At 67.0% G+C, this 22189-nt stretch carries 24 protein-coding genes; 15 read left to right on the top strand and 9 right to left on the bottom strand.

Annotation, left to right across the window (positions count from 1 at the left end; genetic code table 11):
• The first annotated feature begins 221 nt into the window (after positions 1-221).
• From RJ1_RS47510 to RJ1_RS04300, 4 genes are all read left to right on the top strand, one after another.
• A complete protein-coding gene (locus RJ1_RS47510; RefSeq protein ID WP_073358744.1) occupies positions 222-485 on the top strand; it encodes a Cif family virulence factor in 264 nt (87 codons plus the stop codon).
• A gap of 159 nt (positions 486-644) precedes the next feature.
• Entirely contained in the window at positions 645-863 is a 219-nt protein-coding gene (locus tag RJ1_RS04310) for a ferredoxin (protein WP_073358743.1), read from the top strand.
• Positions 853-2217 (top strand): NAD(P)/FAD-dependent oxidoreductase, encoded by a 1365-nt coding sequence (locus RJ1_RS04305; protein ID WP_073358742.1) that lies wholly within the window; start codon positions 853-855, stop codon positions 2215-2217. The genes RJ1_RS04310 and RJ1_RS04305 overlap by 11 nt, the downstream gene beginning before the upstream one ends.
• Before the next feature lie 14 nt (positions 2218-2231).
• Positions 2232-3443, top strand: coding sequence for a cytochrome P450 (locus RJ1_RS04300; protein WP_073358741.1), 1212 nt, complete (start codon positions 2232-2234; stop codon positions 3441-3443).
• A gap of 6 nt (positions 3444-3449) precedes the next feature.
• Here RJ1_RS04300 and RJ1_RS04295 read toward each other — a convergent pair whose 3' ends face one another.
• From RJ1_RS04295 to RJ1_RS04285, 3 genes are all read right to left on the bottom strand, one after another.
• Complete coding sequence (locus tag RJ1_RS04295; RefSeq protein WP_240319908.1) at positions 3450-4895, bottom strand: HNH endonuclease signature motif containing protein; 1446 nt, start codon at positions 4893-4895, stop codon at positions 3450-3452.
• 86 nt (positions 4896-4981) lie between these two features.
• The gene (locus tag RJ1_RS04290; protein ID WP_073358739.1) at positions 4982-5557 is read right to left on the bottom strand and encodes a peptide deformylase; all 576 of its coding nucleotides are present in this window, start codon (positions 5555-5557) and stop codon (positions 4982-4984) included.
• A 35-nt stretch (positions 5558-5592) separates the two neighbouring features.
• Positions 5593-6540 (bottom strand): AraC family transcriptional regulator, encoded by a 948-nt coding sequence (locus RJ1_RS04285; RefSeq protein WP_073358738.1) that lies wholly within the window; start codon positions 6538-6540, stop codon positions 5593-5595.
• Positions 6541-6763: 223 nt separating this feature from the next.
• Here RJ1_RS04285 and RJ1_RS04280 point away from each other — a divergent pair, with 223 nt between their 5' ends.
• The 4 genes from RJ1_RS04280 to RJ1_RS04265 all read left to right on the top strand — a co-directional run bounded on the left by RJ1_RS04280 (position 6764) and on the right by RJ1_RS04265 (position 10727).
• Positions 6764-7336 (top strand): flavin reductase family protein, encoded by a 573-nt coding sequence (locus tag RJ1_RS04280; RefSeq protein WP_073358737.1) that lies wholly within the window; start codon positions 6764-6766, stop codon positions 7334-7336.
• Between the two features lie 39 nt (positions 7337-7375).
• On the top strand, positions 7376-8992 hold the full coding sequence (locus tag RJ1_RS04275; RefSeq protein ID WP_073358736.1) for a 4-hydroxyphenylacetate 3-hydroxylase family protein: 1617 nt from the start codon (positions 7376-7378) through the stop codon (positions 8990-8992).
• A 19-nt stretch (positions 8993-9011) separates the two neighbouring features.
• Complete coding sequence (gene catA / locus RJ1_RS04270; protein WP_073358735.1) at positions 9012-9860, top strand: catechol 1,2-dioxygenase; 849 nt, start codon at positions 9012-9014, stop codon at positions 9858-9860.
• Positions 9861-9932: 72 nt separating this feature from the next.
• Complete coding sequence (locus RJ1_RS04265; RefSeq protein ID WP_073358734.1) at positions 9933-10727, top strand: alpha/beta fold hydrolase; 795 nt, start codon at positions 9933-9935, stop codon at positions 10725-10727.
• A gap of 4 nt (positions 10728-10731) precedes the next feature.
• Here RJ1_RS04265 and RJ1_RS04260 read toward each other — a convergent pair whose 3' ends face one another.
• The 6 genes from RJ1_RS04260 to RJ1_RS04235 all read right to left on the bottom strand — a co-directional run bounded on the left by RJ1_RS04260 (position 10732) and on the right by RJ1_RS04235 (position 17240).
• Positions 10732-11967 (bottom strand): acetyl-CoA C-acetyltransferase, encoded by a 1236-nt coding sequence (locus RJ1_RS04260; RefSeq protein ID WP_073358733.1) that lies wholly within the window; start codon positions 11965-11967, stop codon positions 10732-10734.
• A complete protein-coding gene (locus RJ1_RS04255) occupies positions 11960-13666 on the bottom strand; it encodes an AMP-binding protein (RefSeq protein ID WP_073358732.1) in 1707 nt (568 codons plus the stop codon). The genes RJ1_RS04260 and RJ1_RS04255 overlap by 8 nt, the downstream gene beginning before the upstream one ends.
• A complete protein-coding gene (locus tag RJ1_RS04250) occupies positions 13663-14511 on the bottom strand; it encodes an alpha/beta fold hydrolase (RefSeq protein ID WP_073358731.1) in 849 nt (282 codons plus the stop codon). Before RJ1_RS04250 ends, RJ1_RS04255 begins: the two co-directional genes overlap by 4 nt.
• Complete coding sequence (locus RJ1_RS04245; protein ID WP_073358730.1) at positions 14508-15311, bottom strand: hypothetical protein; 804 nt, start codon at positions 15309-15311, stop codon at positions 14508-14510. Before RJ1_RS04245 ends, RJ1_RS04250 begins: the two co-directional genes overlap by 4 nt.
• Positions 15308-16501, bottom strand: coding sequence for an acyl-CoA dehydrogenase family protein (locus tag RJ1_RS04240; RefSeq protein ID WP_073358729.1), 1194 nt, complete (start codon positions 16499-16501; stop codon positions 15308-15310). The genes RJ1_RS04245 and RJ1_RS04240 overlap by 4 nt, the downstream gene beginning before the upstream one ends.
• 133 nt (positions 16502-16634) lie before the next feature.
• Positions 16635-17240 (bottom strand): TetR/AcrR family transcriptional regulator, encoded by a 606-nt coding sequence (locus RJ1_RS04235; RefSeq protein WP_073358728.1) that lies wholly within the window; start codon positions 17238-17240, stop codon positions 16635-16637.
• A gap of 192 nt (positions 17241-17432) precedes the next feature.
• Between RJ1_RS04235 and RJ1_RS04230 the strand changes: the two genes are divergently transcribed.
• From RJ1_RS04230 to RJ1_RS04200, 7 genes are all read left to right on the top strand, one after another.
• Positions 17433-17912, top strand: a complete 480-nt coding sequence (locus RJ1_RS04230) for a nuclear transport factor 2 family protein (protein WP_143048928.1) — start codon at positions 17433-17435, stop codon at positions 17910-17912.
• A complete protein-coding gene (locus RJ1_RS04225; protein WP_073358726.1) occupies positions 17909-18262 on the top strand; it encodes a DUF485 domain-containing protein in 354 nt (117 codons plus the stop codon). The genes RJ1_RS04230 and RJ1_RS04225 overlap by 4 nt, the downstream gene beginning before the upstream one ends.
• Entirely contained in the window at positions 18259-19863 is a 1605-nt protein-coding gene (locus RJ1_RS04220) for a solute symporter family protein (RefSeq protein WP_073358725.1), read from the top strand. The genes RJ1_RS04225 and RJ1_RS04220 overlap by 4 nt, the downstream gene beginning before the upstream one ends.
• Before the next feature lie 117 nt (positions 19864-19980).
• Positions 19981-20451, top strand: coding sequence for a nuclear transport factor 2 family protein (locus RJ1_RS04215; protein ID WP_073358724.1), 471 nt, complete (start codon positions 19981-19983; stop codon positions 20449-20451).
• Positions 20452-20471: 20 nt separating this feature from the next.
• The gene (locus tag RJ1_RS04210; protein WP_073358723.1) at positions 20472-21044 is read left to right on the top strand and encodes an LmrA/YxaF family transcription factor; all 573 of its coding nucleotides are present in this window, start codon (positions 20472-20474) and stop codon (positions 21042-21044) included.
• A gap of 39 nt (positions 21045-21083) precedes the next feature.
• Entirely contained in the window at positions 21084-21407 is a 324-nt protein-coding gene (locus tag RJ1_RS04205) for a putative quinol monooxygenase (protein ID WP_073358722.1), read from the top strand.
• Between the two features lie 52 nt (positions 21408-21459).
• Positions 21460-22158 (top strand): HAD family hydrolase, encoded by a 699-nt coding sequence (locus tag RJ1_RS04200; RefSeq protein ID WP_073358721.1) that lies wholly within the window; start codon positions 21460-21462, stop codon positions 22156-22158.
• Positions 22159-22189 lie beyond the last annotated feature (31 nt).

The raw sequence follows: 22189 nt of genomic DNA, 5'->3' as shown, positions 1-22189 counted from the left end.
TATTCCGCCTCTGAGGTGTCGCCACTGGGCGTTGCCGGTCACTTGTTAGCCACATCACATCACGAACCGGACTTCAGTGTCGCCGAATCGAGACCGTGTCCGAAAGTTGTTTCTCGGCAGCAGGATACGAAATCCGGCAAGATACTTGTAACTCTGGTTACTACTCCGGAGTTCTACCCGACGGTAGGAATGCCGGTGCTCGTCGACCGAACTGAGACCGGATGGGTACACGGGGCTTCCCGGTGGTCGCCGCTCTCGCACTCGCGGCGGCTGCGGGCTGCGCCGACGAGCAGGCCCCCACGCCCGACCCGGACCGCGACGAGGCGTCGATCGTGGACGCCCTCAACCGGTGGCCGCTCACCGTCACCGACGCCTCGGGCGCCGTACTCGAGAATGTCCGCGAATCGGGGGTCGACGTGTTCCGTCGCCAGCCGGACGGCAGCTGGAAGATCCACGTGTCGCACGCCTTCCCGTTGGACGAGTAGCGCATTTCTGAATGGCTCCAGAACAGCGGATCGAAACCGCACCGGCCGACCACTCCGCAATACTTGTTCCAGGGGTGGAACTGTCTCCCCGCCGCGATCGGACGGCCGAGCGCCGCGCATTCCCAGTGACACGTGTGACCAGAACTGTTCAGAATCGGGATGATTGACGTGAAACTCGTCGTCGACCTCAATCGGTGCCAGGGTTACGCGCAGTGCGTGTTCCTCGCACCCGACGTCTTCACCCTGCACGGGGAAGAGGCCCTTCTCTACGACGCCGGCCCCACGGACGACGAACGCGCCCGCGTGTCGCAGGCCGCCGCCGCGTGCCCGGTGCACGCCATCACCACCGACATCCCCGACCGACGCGATGGGCAGTGACGTGCGGATCGTCATCGTCGGGGCGTCTCTCGCGGGACTACGCGCCGCGGAGGCACTGCGGGGGCTGGGCTTCGACGGGTCGCTGACCCTGATCGGCGACGAACCGTACGAGCCGTACGACAGGCCTCCGCTGTCGAAGGCGGTGCTCCTCGGAGTCATGCCACCCGACCACGCGGCCCTGCCGTTCCGTGCGGACCTCGACGCGAAGTGGCGACTCGGTGTGCGGGCCACCACCCTTGACCTGGAGAACAACCAGGTGGTGCTCAGCGACGGCGCCACCGTCGAGTTCGACAAGGTGCTGATCGCCACCGGCGTCCGGGCCAGGCCGTGGGCGAATTCGGCGGAGGCGGCACTCGACGGGGTCTTCACTCTCCGGACCTGCGACGACTCCCGGTCGATCGACGAGCGACTGTCCGCCGGACCGCGTCACGTCCTGGTGATCGGCGCCGGGTTCACCGGTTCCGAGATCGCGTCGGTGTGCCGGGAGCGCGGGCTGTCCGTGACGGTCACCGAGCGTGGTCCGGCGCCGCTGGTCGGTGCGCTCGGCGGGGTGGTGGCGGCGGTCGCGGCCGACATGCAGCGCGACCACGGCGTGGACCTGCGCACCGGGGTGACGGTGACCGGGCTCGAAGGGGACGGCGACGGGCGGCTGTCCCGCGCGCACCTGTCGCATGGGACCGCACTCGACGTCGAGGTTGCCATCGTGGCCCAGGGCAGCATTCGGAACACCGATTGGCTGGCCGGATCCGGTCTGGCCGCCGGACCCCGCGGGGTGACGTGCGACGCCGGGTGCCGCGCGTTCGACATCAACGGCATCGTCACCGACAACGTCTTCGTTGCCGGTGACGTTGCGCGGCAACCGCATCCGCTCTACGACTACCAGCTGCTGGCGTTGGAACACTGGGGCAACGCCATCGGCCAGGCCGAGGTGGCAGCCCACAACATGATGCACGACGGTCTCCGGCGGCGGCCGCACCTCGAGATTCCGGCGTTCTGGTCCAGCCAGTTCGGCGTCAACATCAAATCCGTCGGCATCCCCACCTACTCCGATCAGGTGGTGATCACGCAGGGTTCCGTCACGGACCGGCGGTTCGTCGCGGCGTACGGCTTCCGGGGTCGCGTCACGGCGGCTGTGGCGTTCAACCAGGGCAAGTGGCTCGACTTCTACCGGGGACTGATCGAGTCCGCGGCGGCGTTCCCCCCGGAATTCGACGTCATGGACCGGACCGAGCCGTTCGAGGTGCGCGCGTCCGAGCTGCCCGATCCGGCGGTGCTCAGCCACGGACCTACCGTCGCAGTGACCGGTCACCTGCCCACCGAACGCCGCGTCGAGTTCGTCTCGCTACCGAAGTAACAGGGAGAGTGTCCATGTCGCGTGCGCAGCTGTTCCAGCGGATCACCGACCAGTCGAGCAGGCCCGATCCGTATCCGCTGTACGAGGAGCTTCGTGAGACCCGGGTGGCGCCACAGGACGACGGTTCCTACCTGGTCGGCCGGTATTACGACGTCATGGCGTTGCTTCACGACCCACGGATCAGCTCCGATCTGCACAACCGGGGTGCGGGGCTGCCCGGTGCCGATCGCGCGGGCAACGCACCGGATTCCTTTCTCAAACTCGATCCGCCCGAGCACGATCGGTTACGCCGGCTGACGACGCGGCAGTTCGGTCCACCGCACAGTCCCGGCCGAATCGATTCCATGCGTGACGAACTCGCGAACCTCGTGACGGATCTCGTCGACGGACTCGACGGCAAAGAGCGCATCGACATCGTCGACGATTTCGCCTACCCGTTCCCGGTGTCCGTCATCTGCCGACTGCTCGGGGTGCCCCACGAGGAGGAACCTCGCTTCCACGCGTGGGCCGACGAACTGGTGGCGGCCATCGACCCGCGCCACAACGCCGGAGGCAATCCGCGCGCGGAGGCGGCGCAGAAAGCGCAGATGGAGATGGCCATGTTCATGGCCGGTCTCATCGAGGAGCGCCGACGCAATCCCAGTGACGACATGCTGTCGGGCCTGGCGAACGATTCGGGACCCGACGGCCAGTTGGACACCGTCGAGTTGGTCACCAACTCCATCCTGCTGTTCATCGCGGGGCACGAGACCACCGTCAACCTCATCACCAACGGCATGCTGACGTTGTTGCGCAATCCCGAAGCGCTCGAACGACTTCGCACCGAGACCGAACTGATGCCGCAGGCTGTCGAGGAACTGCTCCGGTTCGAACCGCCCGTGCATCTGCTGGGCCAGCGGACGCCGATCGTCGACATCGAAATCGACGGCGTCACCGTTCCGAAGGGGTCGCCTCTCGTCCTCGCGTTGGCGTCGGCCAATCGTGATCCCGAACGCTTCGACGCCGCCGACAAGTTCGTCCCCGACCGCGCCGACAACCAGCACGTGGGTTTGGGAAGCGGCATCCACAGTTGCTTCGGCGCACCGCTCGCCCGCCTCGAGGGGCAGATGGCTCTTGCCGAACTCATCCGCCGCCTCCCGAATCCGCGGCTCGTCGAGGACCCACCGCCGTACCGTCCCAACCCGGTGCTGCGAGGTCCGCGGCACCTGTTGGTGGACTGTGGTTGACGGGGTTCAGCCACTGTCGACCCCGATCTTCGCCCGCGCATGCTCGATCAGCTCACCGGGGTGGTGTCGGTGATTGATCCGGGGTCTTCGTGAGGGGTCGATGTGTGGTGGCGGGATCCATTCGGTCCGGCCCGCGTGTGCGGAATGCTCGGACGCCGATCTCGTCGTCCACCCGGCCGTTCCATCGTTGACCTGGGTATGGCACGCGTCGCACACCAGGGCCAGGCCCCCGATGTCGGTGTGTCCGCCCTTGTGCCAGTCCGTGACGTGGTGCACCGCACACAGACTCGCCGGCGCCGCGCACCCCGGCGGGGTGCATCCCCCGTCCGCCGCGATCAGTGCGAGCCGCTGATCTGCACTGGCCAGGCGCCGACGCCGACCCAGATGCAACGGTCGACCCGCATGGTCGAACAACACCAGCACCGGATGCGCATCCTCGGCCAGGGCTAACGCGTCCTCGATCGGAAGCAACCCACCTGTGGCAGTCGTGGCGAGACCACCGACCGCCTTCTCCACTTGCTCGAGCGTCATGGTGACGATCACCGTGGTCGGGAGACCCCGGTGCCGGCCCAGCACCCCCGACTTGAGGAGCGCACGGTACACCGCACTGAACGCGTCGTGGTTACGCTGCACCGCGGTGCGGGTATCGCGTGCGGCCGCCGCCGCCAACACCTCTCGATCGATCGACGGATTCTCTCCGTCACCGGTCGGTGAGTCGGGATCGTCCGGATTGTTCATTCCGGGCCGCGCCCACTTGGCGAGGATCGGGTCGAGCAGGGCCCGCGCCACAGGGTCGAGTTCGCCGGAAATCCGCGACATCAACTCGGTATCCTGCCGCCCGATCGAAATACTCCGCCGGCGTTTGCGGTCGCGGTCGTCACCGAGGTTCCCGTCCGGATTCAGATAGGCCAGCAACCGGTGCCCCGCCTGCTCCACATCCTCCGGGGTGCCCTCGCGGGCCAACTGGGCGAGCACCGCCTCTGCGTCGGCCACTGCGTCGTTGCCGACGGCGTGGGGTATCTTGCGCAGCACCTTCGCGACCGCGCGCACATGGTCCACGCCGATGTCGCCGTCGCGCTGTGCCGCAGCGGTTTCCGGCAGCGCCGGCGGCATCGGATCGCCGGACAGCGTGTGCCACACTCCCAGCTCGCGAGCCGCGGTGACCCGGGCGGACGCGTCGGCACCGGAGATCCGGAGCACCTCGATCAACATCTTCTTCGGTGAGTTGTATCCCAGACTCGCCGGGAGCGATCGTTCGACGCTCTCCACCACCAATCGGTGCGAGACGGCCTCGGCACGGCGAAGAGACTGCTCCAGCCCGCGCAGCACGTCGACGACCTCGCTGTCCGGCAACTCCGTCACGCTGGAATCGAGCAACCCGTCGACCGCGGCAGCGAGCATCGACAGATGCTCCGCCACCCGGCTGTTCGCCGACCCCCCAGTCGAACTCATGTGCGAATTCTATCGCGGGGGTCCGACACGTTTCGGTGACGAACTCGACGACCCGCGATCGACAGTGGGTCGCATGAACCATTCGCTCACCAACCGAAAGGATCTGGCCCTTCGCCAGGCACCCACGCGTTGCCGGGATCGGTCCACTGGCGTCGTTTGATCATCTTCCGTGCGGCGCGCTGATGACGACCGATCAATCGCCCGAGGTAGAGATGACCCTGGAGGTGATCGGTTTCGTGCTGTAGGCAGCGCGACAGATAACCTCGTCCTTCGATCGAGATCGGGTTGTTGTCGACATCGACGCCGGTCACCCGCGCCCAGTCGGCTCGACCCGTGGGATAGCGCTCACCCGGGACGGACAGGCATCCCTCGATGTCGTCCTCCGGATCGGGCATGGTCTCGGGTAGTGGGGATGTCTCGAGAACCGGGTTGACGACGTGCCCGCGATACCGTCGCCGATCGTCGTCTCTGACGAGGTCGTACACGAAAATCGACCTCGGATCACCGACCTGATTGGCCGCCAGCCCCGCTCCGTGGGCCGCGGTATTGGTCTCGTGAAGATCATCGACGAACGCAGCGAGTTCGCTTCCGAACGACGTCACGACCACGGCCGGGGTGGTCAGCCTGGGGTCGCCGGCGATGAGGATGGGACGAATTGTCATGCGAACGAGAGTATCGAGACGCACAGCTCGACCGATCAGACCCCGCGCTCCCGTAGTGACTCGGACGGGGCCATGCCGTACTTGCGCCGGTAGGCGGCGGCGAATCTACCGGTGTGCATGATCCCCCAGCGGGTCGCGACCTCGGAAACAGTTGCCCAGGAACCGCTTCCGGTCAGGTCGGCGTGGACTCGCTCGAGACGCACGTCGACGAGGTATTCCATCGGCGTCATGCCCACGTATTCGCGGAACCCCTGCTGCATGCGGCGGACGCTGACGCCGACGAGTTCGGCCATCTCACCGGCGGTCCAGGGACGAGCCGGGTCCTCGTGGATCGCGTCGATGACCCGTTTGACGATGCGCGGGCGGATCCCCGCGGCGCCTGTGTCGTCGTCCGGCATCGCGGTGAGTACCAGCGCGGTGGTCAACGCTCCGCACAGTTGCTGCGACACCTGTTCGCTGTGCAGGAGAACGCTGTCGCTCAGCGCCTGGTCGGCCACGGACCGGACCAGCCGCAGCCACTCGGCACCGGAGCCGGAACGCAGGTCGAGTTGCCGCGGCAGCACCTGCCCTGGCCTGCCGAGGACGCGGTCCATCTCCCGCTGCAGGTAGTCCCGGTCCACCTTGAAGCCGATGATCTCGCAGGAACTACTCCAGTTGGTGATGACCGTCCGGGTGTCGGGCGGGCAGATCGTCGCCAGTCCCGGCGTCGAGGTCACTTCCGTGCCGCCGGTGACGGACACGATGCGACCGGTCAGAGGGATATTGATGCCGTACGCACCGGGGTGGTCGGACTCGATCGACACGGCCGCCCCGAATCCGATCCGGGCGAGCCTGGACGCTCCCATCTCGGAGGACTCCAGCGAAGACCGCGCCGCGGTGTCCCGCGACAGCGGATGCAGCTCGTGAGGGAAGTACGCGTCCGCGACCACCTCGTGAACCTCGTCCCAGTCGGTGAAACCGGGGCCCTCCAGTTGTCCTCGCATGCGTACGCCCAGACCTCTCACCTCGCGCTTCGACCCTAGCATCGCCTGTGACTCACGTCACCGCAAGGGCCTGGTGTGACACCTCCGCCAATCCCGTTTCGCGTTCCGGATCGGGGGTTCGCAATGCGGATCGACGGACTGTGACGCCCGTCATACGTTGTGCAGGTGCCCCCGACCGGAGGGCTGATCGCACGGAATCGTGCAGAAAGGCGGTCACGAAAAAATGGATCAGCGCACTCTGCGAAACATTTTCGGGCAGTTCGCCAGTGGAGTCACCGTCATCACGTGTGCCAACGCCGACGGCGAGCCGCACGGGGCGACTGTCACCGCCTTCACCGCCGTGTCGATCGAACCGCGGCTGTGCCAGGTGACACTGACCCGCAAGTCGAAGGCGTGCAGCTACCTGAGCGATGCGCCGTTCGCCGTGAACATTCTGGCCGCCAATCAGCTCGACACCGCTATGCACTTCGCGGGCAAGCCACAGCGGACGGAGCCGGCGTGGGATTCCGCCGGCATCGCTCCTGCGCTGTCCGGGAATGCGGCGACGCTGACGTGTTCGCCCTGGGCTTCCTACGACGGCGGCGACCACGTCATCTTCATCGGCGAAATCGTCGACGCGTCCGTCGACTCGACCAAGGACCCACTGCTGTTCTACCGCAGCACCTTCCACGATCTGGGTGCCGCCTCGGGCACCACGGCCTGGAACGGCTGCCTCGACGACCCCCACAGCGGATGGTTCGACGCCGCCGCGTCGTTCACTCCGCTCCACCTGCAGCTCGCTCGCGCTGCGTCCTGATCCTGCCCGGCCGACCCGTTCATCACGAAGGGAAACACCATGACCACCACCGAATCCGCCCCCGAGACCGCCGTCGACCGTACGAAAGTCAACGTGGCCGCCGACTGTGAGGCCAACCGCACGAAGAACTTCGCGTCGCGGCCGATGACCGGTGACGAGTACATCGAGTCGCTGCGCGACGACCGCGAGATCTACCTGCACGGCGAGCGCGTGAAGGACGTCACCACCCACCCGGCGTTCCGCAACCCGGTCCGGATGACCGCCCGCCTCTACGACGCCATGCACACCGGCGAGCATGTCGACACCCTGACGACACCCACCGACACCGGCAACGGCGGCGTGACGATGCCCTTCTTCCGGGCGTCGAAGAACTCGGACGACCTCCTGAAGGACCGCGACGCCATCGCCACCTGGGCGCGCATGACCTACGGCTGGATGGGCCGCTCCCCCGACTACAAGGCCTCCTTCCTCGGCACCCTGCACGCCAACAAGGAGCTCTATTCGCCGTTCCAGGACAACGCCGAGCGCTGGTACAAGGAGTCGCAGGAAAAGGTTCTGTACTGGAACCACGCCATCATCAACCCGCCCGTCGACCGGCAGCTCCCGCCCGACGAGGTCGGCGACGTGTTCATGAAGGTGGAGAAGGAAACCGACGCCGGCCTCATCGTCTCCGGTGCCAAGGTCGTCGCCACCGGTTCGGCCATCACCAACTACAACTTCGTCGCCCACTACGGCCTGCCGATCAAGAAGAAGCAGTTCGCCCTGATCTGCACCGTCCCGATGGACGCGCCGGGTGTGAAGCTGATCTGCCGCACGTCCTACACGCAGCAGGCCGCGGTCATGGGCAGCCCGTTCGACTACCCCCTGTCCTCGCGGATGGACGAGAACGACACCATCTTCGTCTTCGACAAGGTACTGGTGCCGTGGGAGAACGTCTTCATGTACGGCGACGTCGACAAGATCAACGCGTTCTTCCCGCAGTCAGGGTTCCTGCCGCGCTTCACCCTGCAGGGGTGCACCCGCCTGGCCGTGAAGCTCGACTTCATTGCGGGCCTGCTGATGAAGGCCCTCGACGCCACCGGCGCCGGCGGCTTCCGCGGCGTGCAGACCCGCGTCGGTGAAGTGATCGGCTGGCGAAACCTGTTCTGGTCACTCACCGAGTCCATGGTCCGCGACCCCGAGCCGTGGGTGGGCGACACCGTCATCCCCAAGCTCGAGTACGGACTCACGTACCGGATGTTCATGCAGCAGGGCTACCCGCGGATCAAGGAGATCATCGAGCAGGACGTCGCGTCCGGGCTGATCTACCTGCCGTCCTCGTCCGCCGACTTCAAGAGCCCGGACGTCCGCCCGTACCTGGACAAGTACGTCCGCGGCTCCGAGGGTATGCCCGCCGTCGAGCGAGTGAAGATCATGAAGGCGCTGTGGGATTCGATCGGGTCCGAGTTCGGTGGCCGCCACGAACTGTACGAACGCAACTACGCCGGCAACCACGAGGGCGTGAAGGCGGAACTGCTGATGTTCGCCGAGAACCGGGGAACGGTCAGCTCCATGAAGGGCCTGGCCGAGCAGTGCCTGTCCGAGTACGACCTCGACGGCTGGACGGTGCCCGACCTGATCGGCAACGACGACGTCTCCTACTTCGGCCGCAACTAGTTACAGAGCAGGAGAAACCATGACCACCATCGAAAGCCCCACCGCGGTCGGCTCCGGTAACGCCGCCACGGACAAGTTCAAGGGTGCCAGATTCACGGCCGACACCTCGCCGGAGCGCCTGTCCGCCATCGCCACCGAGGCGCTCGCCGGGTTGAGTGCGCTGATCCAGAAGCACGCCGTCACCTATCCGGAGTACCGCGTCCTCAAGCAGTGGCTCATCGACGTGGGTGAGGGCGGCGAATGGCCGCTACTCCTCGACGTATTCGTCGAGCACGAGATCGAAGAGGTGAACTCCCGGAAGTTTCAGGGCACCAAGGGAAGTATCGAGGGACCGTACTACGTTCCCGGGGCTCCGGAACTCCCCGCGCAGTGCACCCTCCCGATGCGCGACGAGGACCGCGTCCACACCGCCCTCGTCCTTCGGGGCCGGGTGACCGACCTGGACGGCGCCGGTCTCGGAGGCGCGCTGATCGAACTCTGGCACGCCGACGACGAAGGCTACTACTCCCAGTTCGCGCCGCACCTGCCCGAATGGAACCTGCGCGGCGCCGTCGTCACCGACGCCGAAGGCCGCTACGACATCACCACCATCCAGCCTGCGCCGTACCAGATCCCGACGGACGGCCCGACCGGTCAGTTCATCGAGGCCGCCGGCTGGCACCCGTGGCGTCCGGCGCACCTACATCTGCGGGTGACCTCGCCGGGCAAGCAGCCGATCATCACGCAGCTGTACTTCGCGGGTGGCGACTGGATCGACGACGACGTCGCCACCGCGACGAAACCCGAACTGCTCCTCGATCCGAAGCTGGACGAGGCCGGGCGTAAAGTTGTGAGCTACGACTTCGCGCTCGATCCCGCCGAGGACTGAGACACCGACCATTCCCCGGGCGGCGCGAGACATCGCGTCGCCCGGGGTCTCGACCTTTGTGGAGGAATCATCATGCCGAGCACGCCCCAGGCGCGGACGACGGAGTTCGTGCACACCCCGGCGGCGGTGATCGAGGTCGTCGTCGAGGGCAGCGGGCCGACGGTGATCCTGTTGCCGTCCCTCGGCCGTGAGTCGTACGACTACGACGAGGTCGCGGACAGGCTGGCGCAGAACGGGTTTCGGGTCGCGCGGCCGCAGCCGCGGGGCATCGGCCGCAGTGTCGGCTCGCTGGCGGACATCACGTTGCACGACCTGGCCGCCGATGTCGGAGCGGTGATCGAGGCGCTGAACAACGGCGCGGCGGTGGTGGTCGGTCACGCGTTCGGGCACTACGTCGCACGGATGCTGGCCGCCGACCGGCCCGACCTGGTCCACGGCGTCGTCGTGGCTGCGGCGGGTGCCCGCAACTACCCGGCCGCGCTCACCGAACTGGCGGTAAAGTGTTCGGATTCTTCGCTGCCCGATGCGGAGCGGATCGGCTACCTGCAGACCGGTTTCTTCGCGCCGGGCAACGATCCGGCGGAGTGGCTCACGGGCTGGTACCCGGAGGTGTCGAAGCGTCAGCTCGCTGCCTCTGCCGCCACCCCCAAGGAGGAGTGGTGGGATGTCGCGCACCAGCCGATTCTCGACCTGCAGTCCGCTCTCGACCCGTTCCGGCCGCGCGAGACCGAGAACGAATTGCGGGACCGGTTCGGCGAATTGGTCACCGTAGCCGTCGTGCCGAACGCGAGCCACGCACTGATACCGGAAGCGCCCGCACAGGTTGTGCGGGCGCTCACGGACTGGATTCGGGCTCTCGACAGCTGAGTGGTCAGACCCGCTCGAAGATCGCGGTCAGCCCCTGGCCGCCGCCGATGCACATCGTTTCGAGACCGTAGCGGGCTCCGCGACGCTCCATCTCGCGCAGCAGCGTGGTGAGGATTCGGACCCCCGTCGCCCCGACGGGGTGCCCGAGCGAGATTCCCGAGCCGTTGACGTTGGTGCGCTCGAAATCCTGCGCACCGAAGTTCCATTCACGTGTGACGGCCAGCGCCTGCGCTGCGAATGCCTCGTTCAGTTCGATCAGGTCGATGTCCGCGAGTGTCAGCCCGGCGCGCTTCAGAGCCCGTTCGGTGGACGGCACCGGACCGATCCCCATCTCGGACGGTTCCACACCCGCGACCGCCCAGGTGACCAGGCGTGCGAGCGGCCGGAGACCGAGACGCTCCGCCTGCGCCCGGGTGGTGACGAGGCACGCGGCCGCACCGTCGTTCTGTCCGCTGGCATTGCCGGCGGTGACGGTCGCGTCGGGGTCGGTGCCGCCCATGATGGGCCGAAGGCGCGCGAGGGACTCGACTGTCGTGTCGGCGCGCGGGTGCTCGTCCCGGTCAACTATCTGCGGATCGCCCTTGCGGACGGGCACTTTCACCGGAACGATCTCCTCGGCGAACTTCCCCGAGTCGATGGCGGCCACAGCCCGCTGATGGGAGCTGACCGCGAGCTCGTCCTGTTCCTGACGGCTGATGTCGAACTTGCGTCGCAGATTCTCCGCCGTCTCCAGCATGCCGCCCGGCACCGGATAGTTGCGTCCGCCGGCCGTGACACGGCCGCGGGCGAGTCTGTCGTGAAGCGCTGCCGGGGCTCCCTTCGCTCCCCAGCGCATCGACTCGGTGTAATACTCGGCGCGGCTCATCGACTCGACGCCACCGGCGATCACCAGTTCGGCGACCCCCGTCTGCACCCGCATCGCGGCGTCGAGCACCGCCTGCAGACCCGATCCGCAGCGGCGGTCGAGTTGCTGACCGGGAACCGTCACCGGCAAGCCCGCATCGAGGGCCACAACCCGCCCGATGGCGGGCGCCTCACCGTTCGGGTAGCACTGACCGAAGATCACGTCGTCGATGCTGCCCGGATCCACATTGGTGCGAGCGAGCAGTTCGGATACCACCCGCGCGCCGAGGTCGGCGGCGGGAACGTCCTTGAACTGTCCGCCGTATCGGCCGACGGCGGTGCGGAGGGGCTCACAGACGACGACATCGTTGCCCTGGGCATTCGAATTTTCAGGCACTGCGGAAATCCCTTTCGTGATCGGTCCAGTTCTGTGCCCATTCGCGCAGTTCGACCGCTCGGATCTTGGTTCCGTTGCCGCCCACCGTGGTCGGCATCTTCTCGATCATGTGCACGGCGGCCGGAACCTTGAAGGCCGCCAACGACTCTGCGCACCACGCCTTGAGCTCGGCGGCGCCGGCGGTGGCCCCCTCCGTCGGGACGACGAACGCGACAGCTTCGGTGTATCCGCCCCTACCGGTGATGCCGACGACCTTCGTGAGGTGGACGGCGTCGTGTTCGGCCAGCCGGTGTTCGATCTCGGCGGGGTCTACCAGGAATCCGCGTAACCGGAGCACATCGCCCATCCGGCACACGTACGTGTAGCCCCCGTCGCCGGTCGCGACGGCGAGGTCGCCGCTGCGGAACCACCCGTCCGACGTGAACGCGCGCGCGGCCGCCTCCGGATTGCCGAGGTATGCGTCGACGACGTTGGGTCCGCGGACCTGAAGCTCACCCTGCTCGCCGTCCGGGAGAACGGAGTCGTCCAGCGGGTCGGCGATCCGAATCTCGATGGCGGGTTCGACCGGACGTCCGCCGCCGTTCCAGCGCACGGATTCCGGGTCGGTGGCATCCCACAGCAGCATCAGCGCGAACACCTCGGAAGACCCGAAGACGCCCGTGGTGACGGCGTCGAATTCGTCGCGGACCCACGCGGCCACCTCGTGCGAACGCCCGAGGAAGTCGGCGATCCCGAGCCGTTTCAACGACGACAGGTCTGCGCGTTCACCCCCGTGCCACGTGTCGTGGAGGCGGGTGAAGAGGTCGTCGCCGCCGACCACGTGCGTCACCTTCAGCGACTGCATGCGGTCCAGCGTGACGGCGGCGTCGAAGACGGGTTCCATCAGCAGGGTGCCGCCTCCGGCGAGCGTCGCCAGGGCGGTGCTGAATCCGAACACCCCGGACACCGGCAGCACACACAGCGTGACGTCGCCGGGTTCGACACCGAGGACGGCGGCGTCGGCTCGCGCGTGCCGGACCACCGCGGATTCGCGATGGGCCGCGAGTTTCGGAACGCCGGTGGATCCGGACGTGGTGAACGCGACCGCGAGCAGGTCGTCGGCGGCCGCCCGCTCGCCCGCCGCGGTCGTGGTTGCCATGTCGGGTGTCGCAGGCACCTGAACCTGTCCGGTGTGCGCGCTCCCCGCCGTCCAGGCCCCGCCGCCGAGGTCGAATCGCGCCAGTTCTGGGGCCTCACCCGTGGTTCCGGGACCGCGCACGACCGCGACCGCCGGAGCCGGGAGGTCGAGGGAACGCTGTGCCTCTTCGAGCCGTCCGAACAGGTCGAGGCCGTGGAAGTGGTCGGCGACGGCCACCACCGCGGGACGCGCCGAGGTGAGGATGTATGCGATCTCGTGCGTGTTGTAGCGGGTGTTGACGCCGATGACGTGTGCGCCCACGGCCGAAGAGGCGAGTTGCCAGACGATGGCGTCCGACCAGTTCGGCAGCAACACTGCCACGCACTGACCGCGCTGCACGCCGACCCGCAGGAGTTCCGACTTCACCGAGTCGACGCGTGCGCGGAGTTCGGCGCGGCTGCTGACGATCGGCTCGCCCTCGACGACATCGATGGTGGCCGCGGCGTCCGGGTCGGCGTCCACGAGTTCGTCGAGCAGTGCTGCGAGAGTCTCACGGCGCGTGGCCGTGTCGTGGGCCGTCACGAGAGCACCGCCGCTGTGCGCAGTTCGGTCAACCAACCGTCCGCCACGGAGGCGAAATCCTCGATCTCCTCCATCGGGTAGTGGCCGATGTCAGCGAGCAGGGTGAACGTCGCAAGTCCCGGACGGTGGCTCTCGATCGACGTCGCGGCCTGCTCGACGAGTCCGGTCTGGATCCACGGGTCCTGTGCTCCCGCGACGAGCCGGATGGGGCAGGTGATCTCGGCGAGACGGTCGCGCACGTCGTGCGTTCCCCAGGCGATGAGGTCAGAAGACGAGATCTCCGGGTCCTCACGTTTGTGCATCGTGGCGATCAGGCGGGCCTTCACCCCGGGCACGCTCTGCCCGATGGAGGCCAGGGTGCCCAGGTACGTGCGGTCGGAACGGCTGGGTCCGGCGACGTCCTCGAGTTCGCGGCGCAATCCGCCGACGTTGACGCGGCCGGGACCGGCCTCGGCTTCCATCGCGATCGCCCCGGCCAGTGGGCGCGACGGCCTGGTCGCGAGTTCGAGTGTCAGCTTGCCCCCGATGGAACATCCCATGACGAACGGCCGCTCGACGTCGAGGGCGTCGAGGACCTTCCCGAGCCAGTCCCCGAACATGACGATGCTGGTGACCGGGCCGTCGACCGCGGGCTCGGAACGCCCGTGGCCCGGCAGGTCGGGGACGATCACCCGGTAGCCCCGGGCAGCAAGGACGGACGCGACGTGCCGCCATTGGACTCCGCTCTGCCCCGCCGTGTGCAGGCACAGCACGGTGGGTATGTCGGTGTCCGAGTGAGTGTCGGGGGTGACGATCTCGACGAAGCCGAGGGCCCCGTCGATCTCCAGGTACCGGGCCTCGATCATGACCGGGCCTCCCTTCCGCACGTGAGTGGCAATGTGTGCCCCGCCACGCTTTGCCACTCACGTGCGGCGGAGCGGGCATGGGCGATGATGATGTCGAGTGGCTTGGTGAGTCGCAGGTACTCGTACCCGTCACCGCTGGAGGAGAATTCACCGCGGATGGCGCGGCGCATGAAGTCGTTGTGCTCGGCGAACATCAGGTCGACCCACGTCTCGGCGGGCGCGACGAGCGTGAACGTGGCCCCACCGGGGACGCGGCGCGCGACGTCGATGATCCGACCGCGGTAGATCCGCAGGTGCAGTTCACGGGCCCGGCCCGAGGCGTCGGTGCAGCGCAGACCCACCGTGCCGTCCCACGTCGACAGCGAGGACGCGAAGGCAGGGTCGGCGGAGAGGGATTCGCGGAGAAGCTCTCCCCAGGCGGGAGTGCAGAAGTCGACCGCGGGATCGCCTCGGACCTCGGAGGATTCGGGCAGGAGCCACGTCTCGATTCCCTGTTCGCGAATCGATCCACCGTCGTCGACGAGCCGCACGTGCCGATCGACGACGGTCCCGCCTGTCGACTGGTCGACGCGAGTGACGACGGATTCGACGTGAACGACGTCACCACCCGTCACCGCGGTCTGCGAATTCCATTGCAGCCCGGTGCGTGCGGCTCCAGTCGTCAGCTGCGGAGCAAGCAGCCCCGCCACGACGATTCCCGTCAACGACGCGTCCGGCAGGGACAGTCCGAGTTCGGAGACTCGCCGGGCGTCGCTCACAGTGCGATCGCCGACCCCGATGCTCGTGGTCAGTGTGCTCATTCGGCCGCCCTCCCCAGCAGTTCGTCGGAGATGATGCGCATCTGGATTTCGCTGGTGCCCTCGAAGATCTTCGTCAACCGCGCATCCCGCCAATGCCGTTCCACCTGGAAATCGGTGGTGTACCCGGCGCCGCCGTGGATCTGCACGGCCTCACTGGTCACCCGCTCCGCCATCTCCGTCGCCACCAGCTTGCACATCGACGCCTCCAACGAACACCGCCGCCCGGTATCGATATCGGTGGCCACCGAATACATCAACTGCCGCGCCGCCTCGATATCGGCGGCCATCGTCGCGACCTTGAACCGCAGATGCTGAAAATCCGCCAACTCGTGCCCGAACTGCCGACGGGTGTGCAGGTACGCGATCGAATCCTCGAGCGCACCCCGGGCCAACCCGATCGCCCGGGCCGCGGTGTGCGCCCGCCCCACCTCGAGACCGGACACCGCCAGGTAGAAGCCCTTGCCCTCCTCACCGAGCATCGCCGTCGCCGGCACCCGGAAATCGTCGAACGAGAGCTCCCACGTGCTCCACCCGAAGTACCCGATCTTGCGGATCTTCGTCCCGCTGATCCCCGCGGGGAACCCGCCGCGCTGCTTCTCGATCAGGAACGCGCTGATCCCGCGGTGCGGCTTCGCCGGATCCTTGTGCGGATCGGTGCGCGCGAACAGCACCAGGTAGTCGGCCTCGTCGGCGTACGTGCACCACATCTTCGTCCCGTTGACCACCCAGTCGTCACCGTCCCGGGTGGCCCGGCAGGAAATGTTCGCCACATCCGATCCGGCCTCGGCCTCCGACAACGCGTACGCCCCGAGGTACTCGCCCGCCGCGACCTTCGGCAGCAGCGCCGCCTCCTGCTCGGGGGTGAACCCGCCGCCCATCCCGTTGCCGCGGGCCAGCAGTCCGGACACGCTCATCCACGCCCGCGACAACTCCTCCGCGACCAGGCAGTACTCGAACACCCCGAGACCGAGACCGCCGTGTTCCTCGGGGATCATGATCCCGAAGAACCCGACCTCGGCCATCGCCTTCTTCACGGTGTCCGGGATGGTGCCCTGCACCGGATCGAGTTCGTTCGCGATCGGGAGCACCTGCTTCATCGCGAAATCGCGAGCCAGGTCGCGGATCGCCACTCGGTCCTCGGTCAGATACCGCGGTGAGTCGGTACGGGGCTGCGACGGCCGGTGAGTCATGGACACTCCTCATCCACTCGAACTACGGGGCGCGCGAAACGGGAGAACTCGGAGTTCTGCACTCGAATCACATTAACGCTTGTTCACCCAGTACAACACGGACTGGATCGATCGTCAACGCCCAATCCCCGATTCAGGTGGGACGGTATCCGACCAGGTTGAGCGCGTAGACGCCGTACGAGTCCGCCACCGCCTGCGCAGACAGGGGTCCGTCCAGCCGGTACCAGAGCGCGATGCCGGCGCACATGGTCAGCACGGCGGTCACCGCCTGATGGACGTGGGGAACGTCGAAGTCGCCGCCCGCCACCCCCGCCTCGGCAATGGTGACGAACAGGTGTTCCTGGGCGTCGCGCGAGCCCACGACCCGTTTGCGATCGACCTCGTCGAGATAGCGCAGTTCGGTGTTGGCCACGAGGCACGCGCGCTGATTGCGCGCGGTGTACAGCGAATGCGCTACCACCGCGGCCGTCCACTGCTCCGCGGGTGTGGAACCCGCCTTACGCAGGGCATTCCGGGTGGCGGTGAACTGTTCGTCACTGGCGGCACGCAGGATCTCGACCAGGAGTTCGTCTTTGTTCTCGAAGTGGTTGTAGACGTTGGCGGCGCTGCAGCCTGCGCGTTTCGCGATGGTCCGCATGGTCGCGGCGTGGAAGCCGGCGGTGTAGAACTCGTCCAGCGCCGCATCCAGGATCCGCTGCCGGACGTGGGGAATCACCGCGCTGCTTGACCGAGTGTTCATCCCTCGGAGGGTAGGTGCAGCGTGCGGCGCGGGCAAGAAACCCTCCGGAAGATGTAGTTCAACAGCGCCCATGCAGTGAGTACCGCTCCGTCTTGACCGGCTGCAGCGCGTCCGTTATGGTCCACATCACATGAACGGTTGTTAATGACCGATTCGCTCATTCCGCACATCGCACCGTGGAGGTATGCCACCTTGAGCACCCTCGAAGATCGAATTCGCCGCCTGGAAGACCTGGAGGCCATCCGATACCTCGACGCGCAGTACTGCCGCCATCTCGACGACGGCAACTGGGACGCCCTGATGGACCTGTTCACCGAGGACGGCGAATTCGACGGACTGTCGAACCCGAAGGGCAAGAGCGAGATGCGGGAGTTCTTCGCCGGACTCGCCCCCGGTGGGCTTACCGCGTTCTGGCACTTCATCACCAACCTGGAGATCGACCTGGACGGCGATCGCGCGACCGTCCGCTCCTTTCTGTGGCAGCCGTGCGTCTCCGACGGCGCCGCGTCCATCGCCGCCGGCCGCTACACGGATGACGCCGTCAAGATCGACGGTCGATGGCTGTACCGGGTCAAGCAGGTGCGCTTCCACTATTTCGGGCCGCTGGCCGAGGGCTGGGACGAGAACCAGTTCGCCCTCGACACGGCACGGCGCGCGGCGGTGAACGCATGACCACCGAGTCGCCCACCACCGCGCCGGGCGCGGCCGTCTGGTCGCCGATCCTCGCACTGGCGGAGTTCGTCGAACTGCGGCGCCGTCGCCGGGCCGTCACCACCGGCCTCGGCCTGATCGCGATCGCGCTGTTCTCGGGTTTCCTCGTCGGATTCGCCTACTTTCCCGAATTCCTCGGCGACAACACGGCGTTCGGCATTCCGCTGTCGCTGTGGGTGGTGTTCTCCCAGTTCGCCGGTACCTGGGTCCTCGTGTACGCGTACTTCCGGCTCTCCCGCACCTACATCCAACCCGCCGCCGATGCCGCCGTGCTGGCCATCGCACAACGTGATCAGGAGCATGCGTCATGACCGGCGACGCCGATTTCCTCGCCATCGGCATCTGTGCCGCCGTCATCTCCCTCACGTTGTGGGTCACGTTCGCCGCGTCGCGCCGAAGTCGCAGCGCCACCGGATTCTTCGCCGCGGGCCGCTCGATCACCGGGTGGCAGAACGGGTTCGCGATCGCCGGTGAGTTCATTTCCGCGGGTAGCTTCCTGGGCACGACAGGGCTGATCTTCTACAAGGGCGTCGACGGCGCCGTCATCCTGTGCACGTCGGTGGTGTCCTTCCTGCCCGTCCTGTTCCTGCTCGCCGAGAAGATGCGCAACGTCGGAAAGTTCACTCTCGCCGACGTTCTGGTGTTCCGGACCGGCGCACGACGCGTCCGGGTGGTGGTTGCGCTCAGCACCATCGTCACCGGCACGTTCGTGCTGCTCGCCCAGCTCGTGGCGGCGGGTGTCCTCCTCGAATCGGTCTCGGGGATTCCGTTCGGCCTCTCCGTCGTGGTCGCCGGATCGCTCATGGGCATCTACGTCTTCGTCGGCGGAATGCTGGCGACCACGTGGGTTCAAGTGATCAAGTCGTCCATCCTGTCGATCCTGGCGGTCGTGGTATGCCTCGGGATCCTCGCGAAGTTCGGCTTCAGCCTCCCGGGCATGCTCGGGGCGGCAACCTCGAACGCGGCGGCCGGCGACGCCATCCTCTCGCCGGGCCTGATCTTCGGGCAGACCGGTGCGATCAACCTGATCTCGTACTCCCTGGCATTCGCTCTCGGCACGGCCGGAATGGCGCACATCCTGATCCGCTTCTTCACCGTCCCCGAGGCCGCCACGGCACGGAAGTCGCTCGGCTGGACCGTCGCACTGTGCAGCGCCTTCTACCTGATCGTCATCGTCATGGGCTTCGGCACCGCGGCGCTCCTCGGACCCGACGGGGCGGACCGCGTCGGCGCCGGCGGCAACCTGGCGGCACCGACGCTCGTCACGGAACTCGGCGGTGGCGTCGGCACCATCGGCGGGTCGATCGCGCTGGCCATGGTGGCGGCCGTCGCGTTCGCGAGCATCGTCGCCGTCGTCGCCGGTGTCGTGATCTCCGCCGCGGGAACATTCGCCCACGACGTGTGGCCGACCCTCACCCGCAGGAAGGCCGCCGACGCCGGCACGGAGACGGCCGACGCCCGCGAGGCGAAGGTCGCCCGGTACGCGGCCGTCGCGTTCAGCGTCGTCGCGATCGGGCTGACGATGGCGATCGGCGACACCACGAATATCACGTACTTCATGGGAATGGCCTTCATGGTCGCAGGCAGTGCGCACCTGCCCAGCCTGCTGCTCAGCCTCAACTGGCGACGGTTCAACAGCACAGGCGCCGTGTGGGGCATCTCGGTCGGATTGACATCCACCGTAGTCAGCCTGATGTTCACGGAGGCGCTCTGGCTGGGAAGTGGACCGGCGCCGCTGACCATCCAGTTGCCGGTGATCATCACGATGCCCCTCGGTTTGGCCGCCGCCGTGATCGGCTCGCTCGCCGGCGAACGCCGTCACGGACCTTCGGCGGATCGCGACGAGAAGTTCGCCGAGATGCTGGTGCGCGCCGAAACCGGCATCGGCGCGGAACTCGCCGAAGCGCACTAGGTTTCACGCTCGGCCGATGCCCTCGCCGTCACGGCGGGGGCATCGGCTCTGGACAGAGTTTGTACCTATCGGTAAAGTGTGTACCGAAAGGTACAGATCCCGAGGGGAGCGCTCACCATGTCCATTCGCCCACCCGTCCCACCGTTCACGCGCGACACCGCGATCGAGAAGGTTCGCGGCGCCGAGAACGGCTGGAATTCCCGCGATCCGGAGAAGGTCGCGCAGGCCTACACCGAGGACAGCTGGTGGCGTAACCGGTCCACCTTCCTGCAGGGTCGTCGCGAGATCGTCGACTTCCTCACCGGAAAGTGGGACCGCGAGCTGGAATACCGCCTGATCAAGGAGTTGTGGGCGCACGACGGGAATCGCATCGCGGTCCGGTTCGCGTACGAGTTCCACAACGCCGACGGGCAGTGGTTCCGTGCGTACGGCAACGAGAACTGGCAGTTCGACGAGAACGGGCTGATGCGGTGGCGGCACGCCAGCATCAACGACGTCCCGATCGACGAATCCGACCGCACATTCTTCTGGGACATGTCCGGCGTGCGACCGTCGGACCATCCCGGGCTGAGCGAACTCGGCCTCTGACCGGCACACGAGGAGTGGTCATGCCCCGATCAGTAGCCGAACGCGGCGACGTCGTCCCTGTGTTGGCCGAGGTGTTCCGATCCCACGGGTTCGACGGCGCAAGCCTGGCCGTCATCACCGAGCAGACCGGACTCGGCAAAGGCAGTCTGTACAACTTCTTCCCCCGCGGCAAGGACGAGATGGCCGAGGCCGTTCTCGACGAGGTCGACGCGTGGTTTCAGACCGCCGTATACCTGCCGCTGCGTGGGCCCGAGCCCGCCGGCGCCCGGCTCGAGCGGATGTTCGACGAGGTCGAGACGTACTTCCGGTCGGGTCGACGGATCTGCCTGTTCGGTGCGTTCGCGCTCGGCCTCGAACGTGACCGCTTCGCCCACCGCGTCCGCGCCTACTTCACCGACTGGGTCGATTCGCTGGCCGGCGCCCTCACCGACGCCGGCCACGGCACGCAGTCACGTCCACTCGCCGAGGAGGTGGTCGCGGGGATCCAGGGTGCACTGGTCCTGGCACGCGCCCTGGACGACCCCGACACCTTCACCCGCATCCTCACCCGGCTGCGCCGCTCGGTCGACGATTCGACGGGATCGCGCGCGTAGGATTCTTCGCGGAATGGGAACTCGACAAGTGAGGCAGCCGTGATCTTCATCGTCGTCAACTTCACCGTGAAACCGGACCACGCGGACAGCTGGCTCGACCTGGTACGACCGTTCACCGACGCGACCCGGAACGAACCGGGCAACCTGTGGTTCTACTGGTCGCGCGCGGTGGAAGATCCGAACCTGTACGTCCTCGTCGAAGCCTTCCGTGACGACGACGCCGCCGTCGCCCACGTGCAGAGCGAGCACTTCCAGAATGCGCTGCGCGAGTTGAAACCCGCCCTCGCCCAGACGCCGCGGATCATCAACACCACGATCGACGGCACCGAGTGGTCACCGATGGGTGAACTCGAAGTCGACTGACCCCGCCCGGACTCACCCTGAAGTCGCGCGCAGGGCGCGTTAGCCTGGAACCGTGGCTTCCGATCTCACCGACTTCGACGCAGTGATCTTCGACTTCTCCGGCACGCTGTTCCGGCTGGAGGAGGACGACAGCTGGATGTCCGACCTCACCGACCACGAAGGTGAACCGTTCGACCTCCACCAGCAGGCCGAGTTGATGCGGCGCATGACGGCGCCAGTCGGTCAGACCGTCGAGATGGATGCGGCGGAACACCACGCGTGGACCAACCGCGACCTCGACCCCCGGTTCCACCGGCAGGCGTACCTCGACGTCTTACGCAAGTCCGGGGTGGCGCACCAGGACCAGGCGGTCGGGCTGTACGAGCGGCTGATCGACCCACGGTGCTGGAGCGCGTACCCCGACACGGTGGAAGTGCTTGCGGCGCTGAAGGACCGCGGAATCAAGGTTGCGGTCCTGAGCAACATCGCCTTCGACATCCGGCCTGCGTTCACGGACCTGGGAGTCGAGCATCTCGTCGACGCGTTCGTGCTGTCGTTCGAGGTGGGTGCGGTCAAACCGGATCCGAAGATCTTCGAGCACGCCCTCGCCGCGGTCGACGCCGCGCCCGAACGGACGCTGATGATCGGCGACAGCGAGGAAGCCGACGGTGCGGCACGAAAGGTGGGCTGCGCGTTCGCGCTCGTCGAACCCGTCCCCCTCGCCGAGCGCCCGGACGGGCTCCGAAATGCGCTGAGTGCCTTCGGCCTGTGAGTACTTCTTAACGTCCCGCGGTTAATAAGTA

Source organism: Rhodococcus jostii NBRC 16295, from assembly GCF_001894825.1.
Lineage (GTDB): Bacteria > Actinomycetota > Actinomycetes > Mycobacteriales > Mycobacteriaceae > Rhodococcus_F > Rhodococcus_F jostii.
Note: the sequence above shows the minus strand (reverse complement) of the source record. Positions and strands in the feature narration are given on the sequence as shown.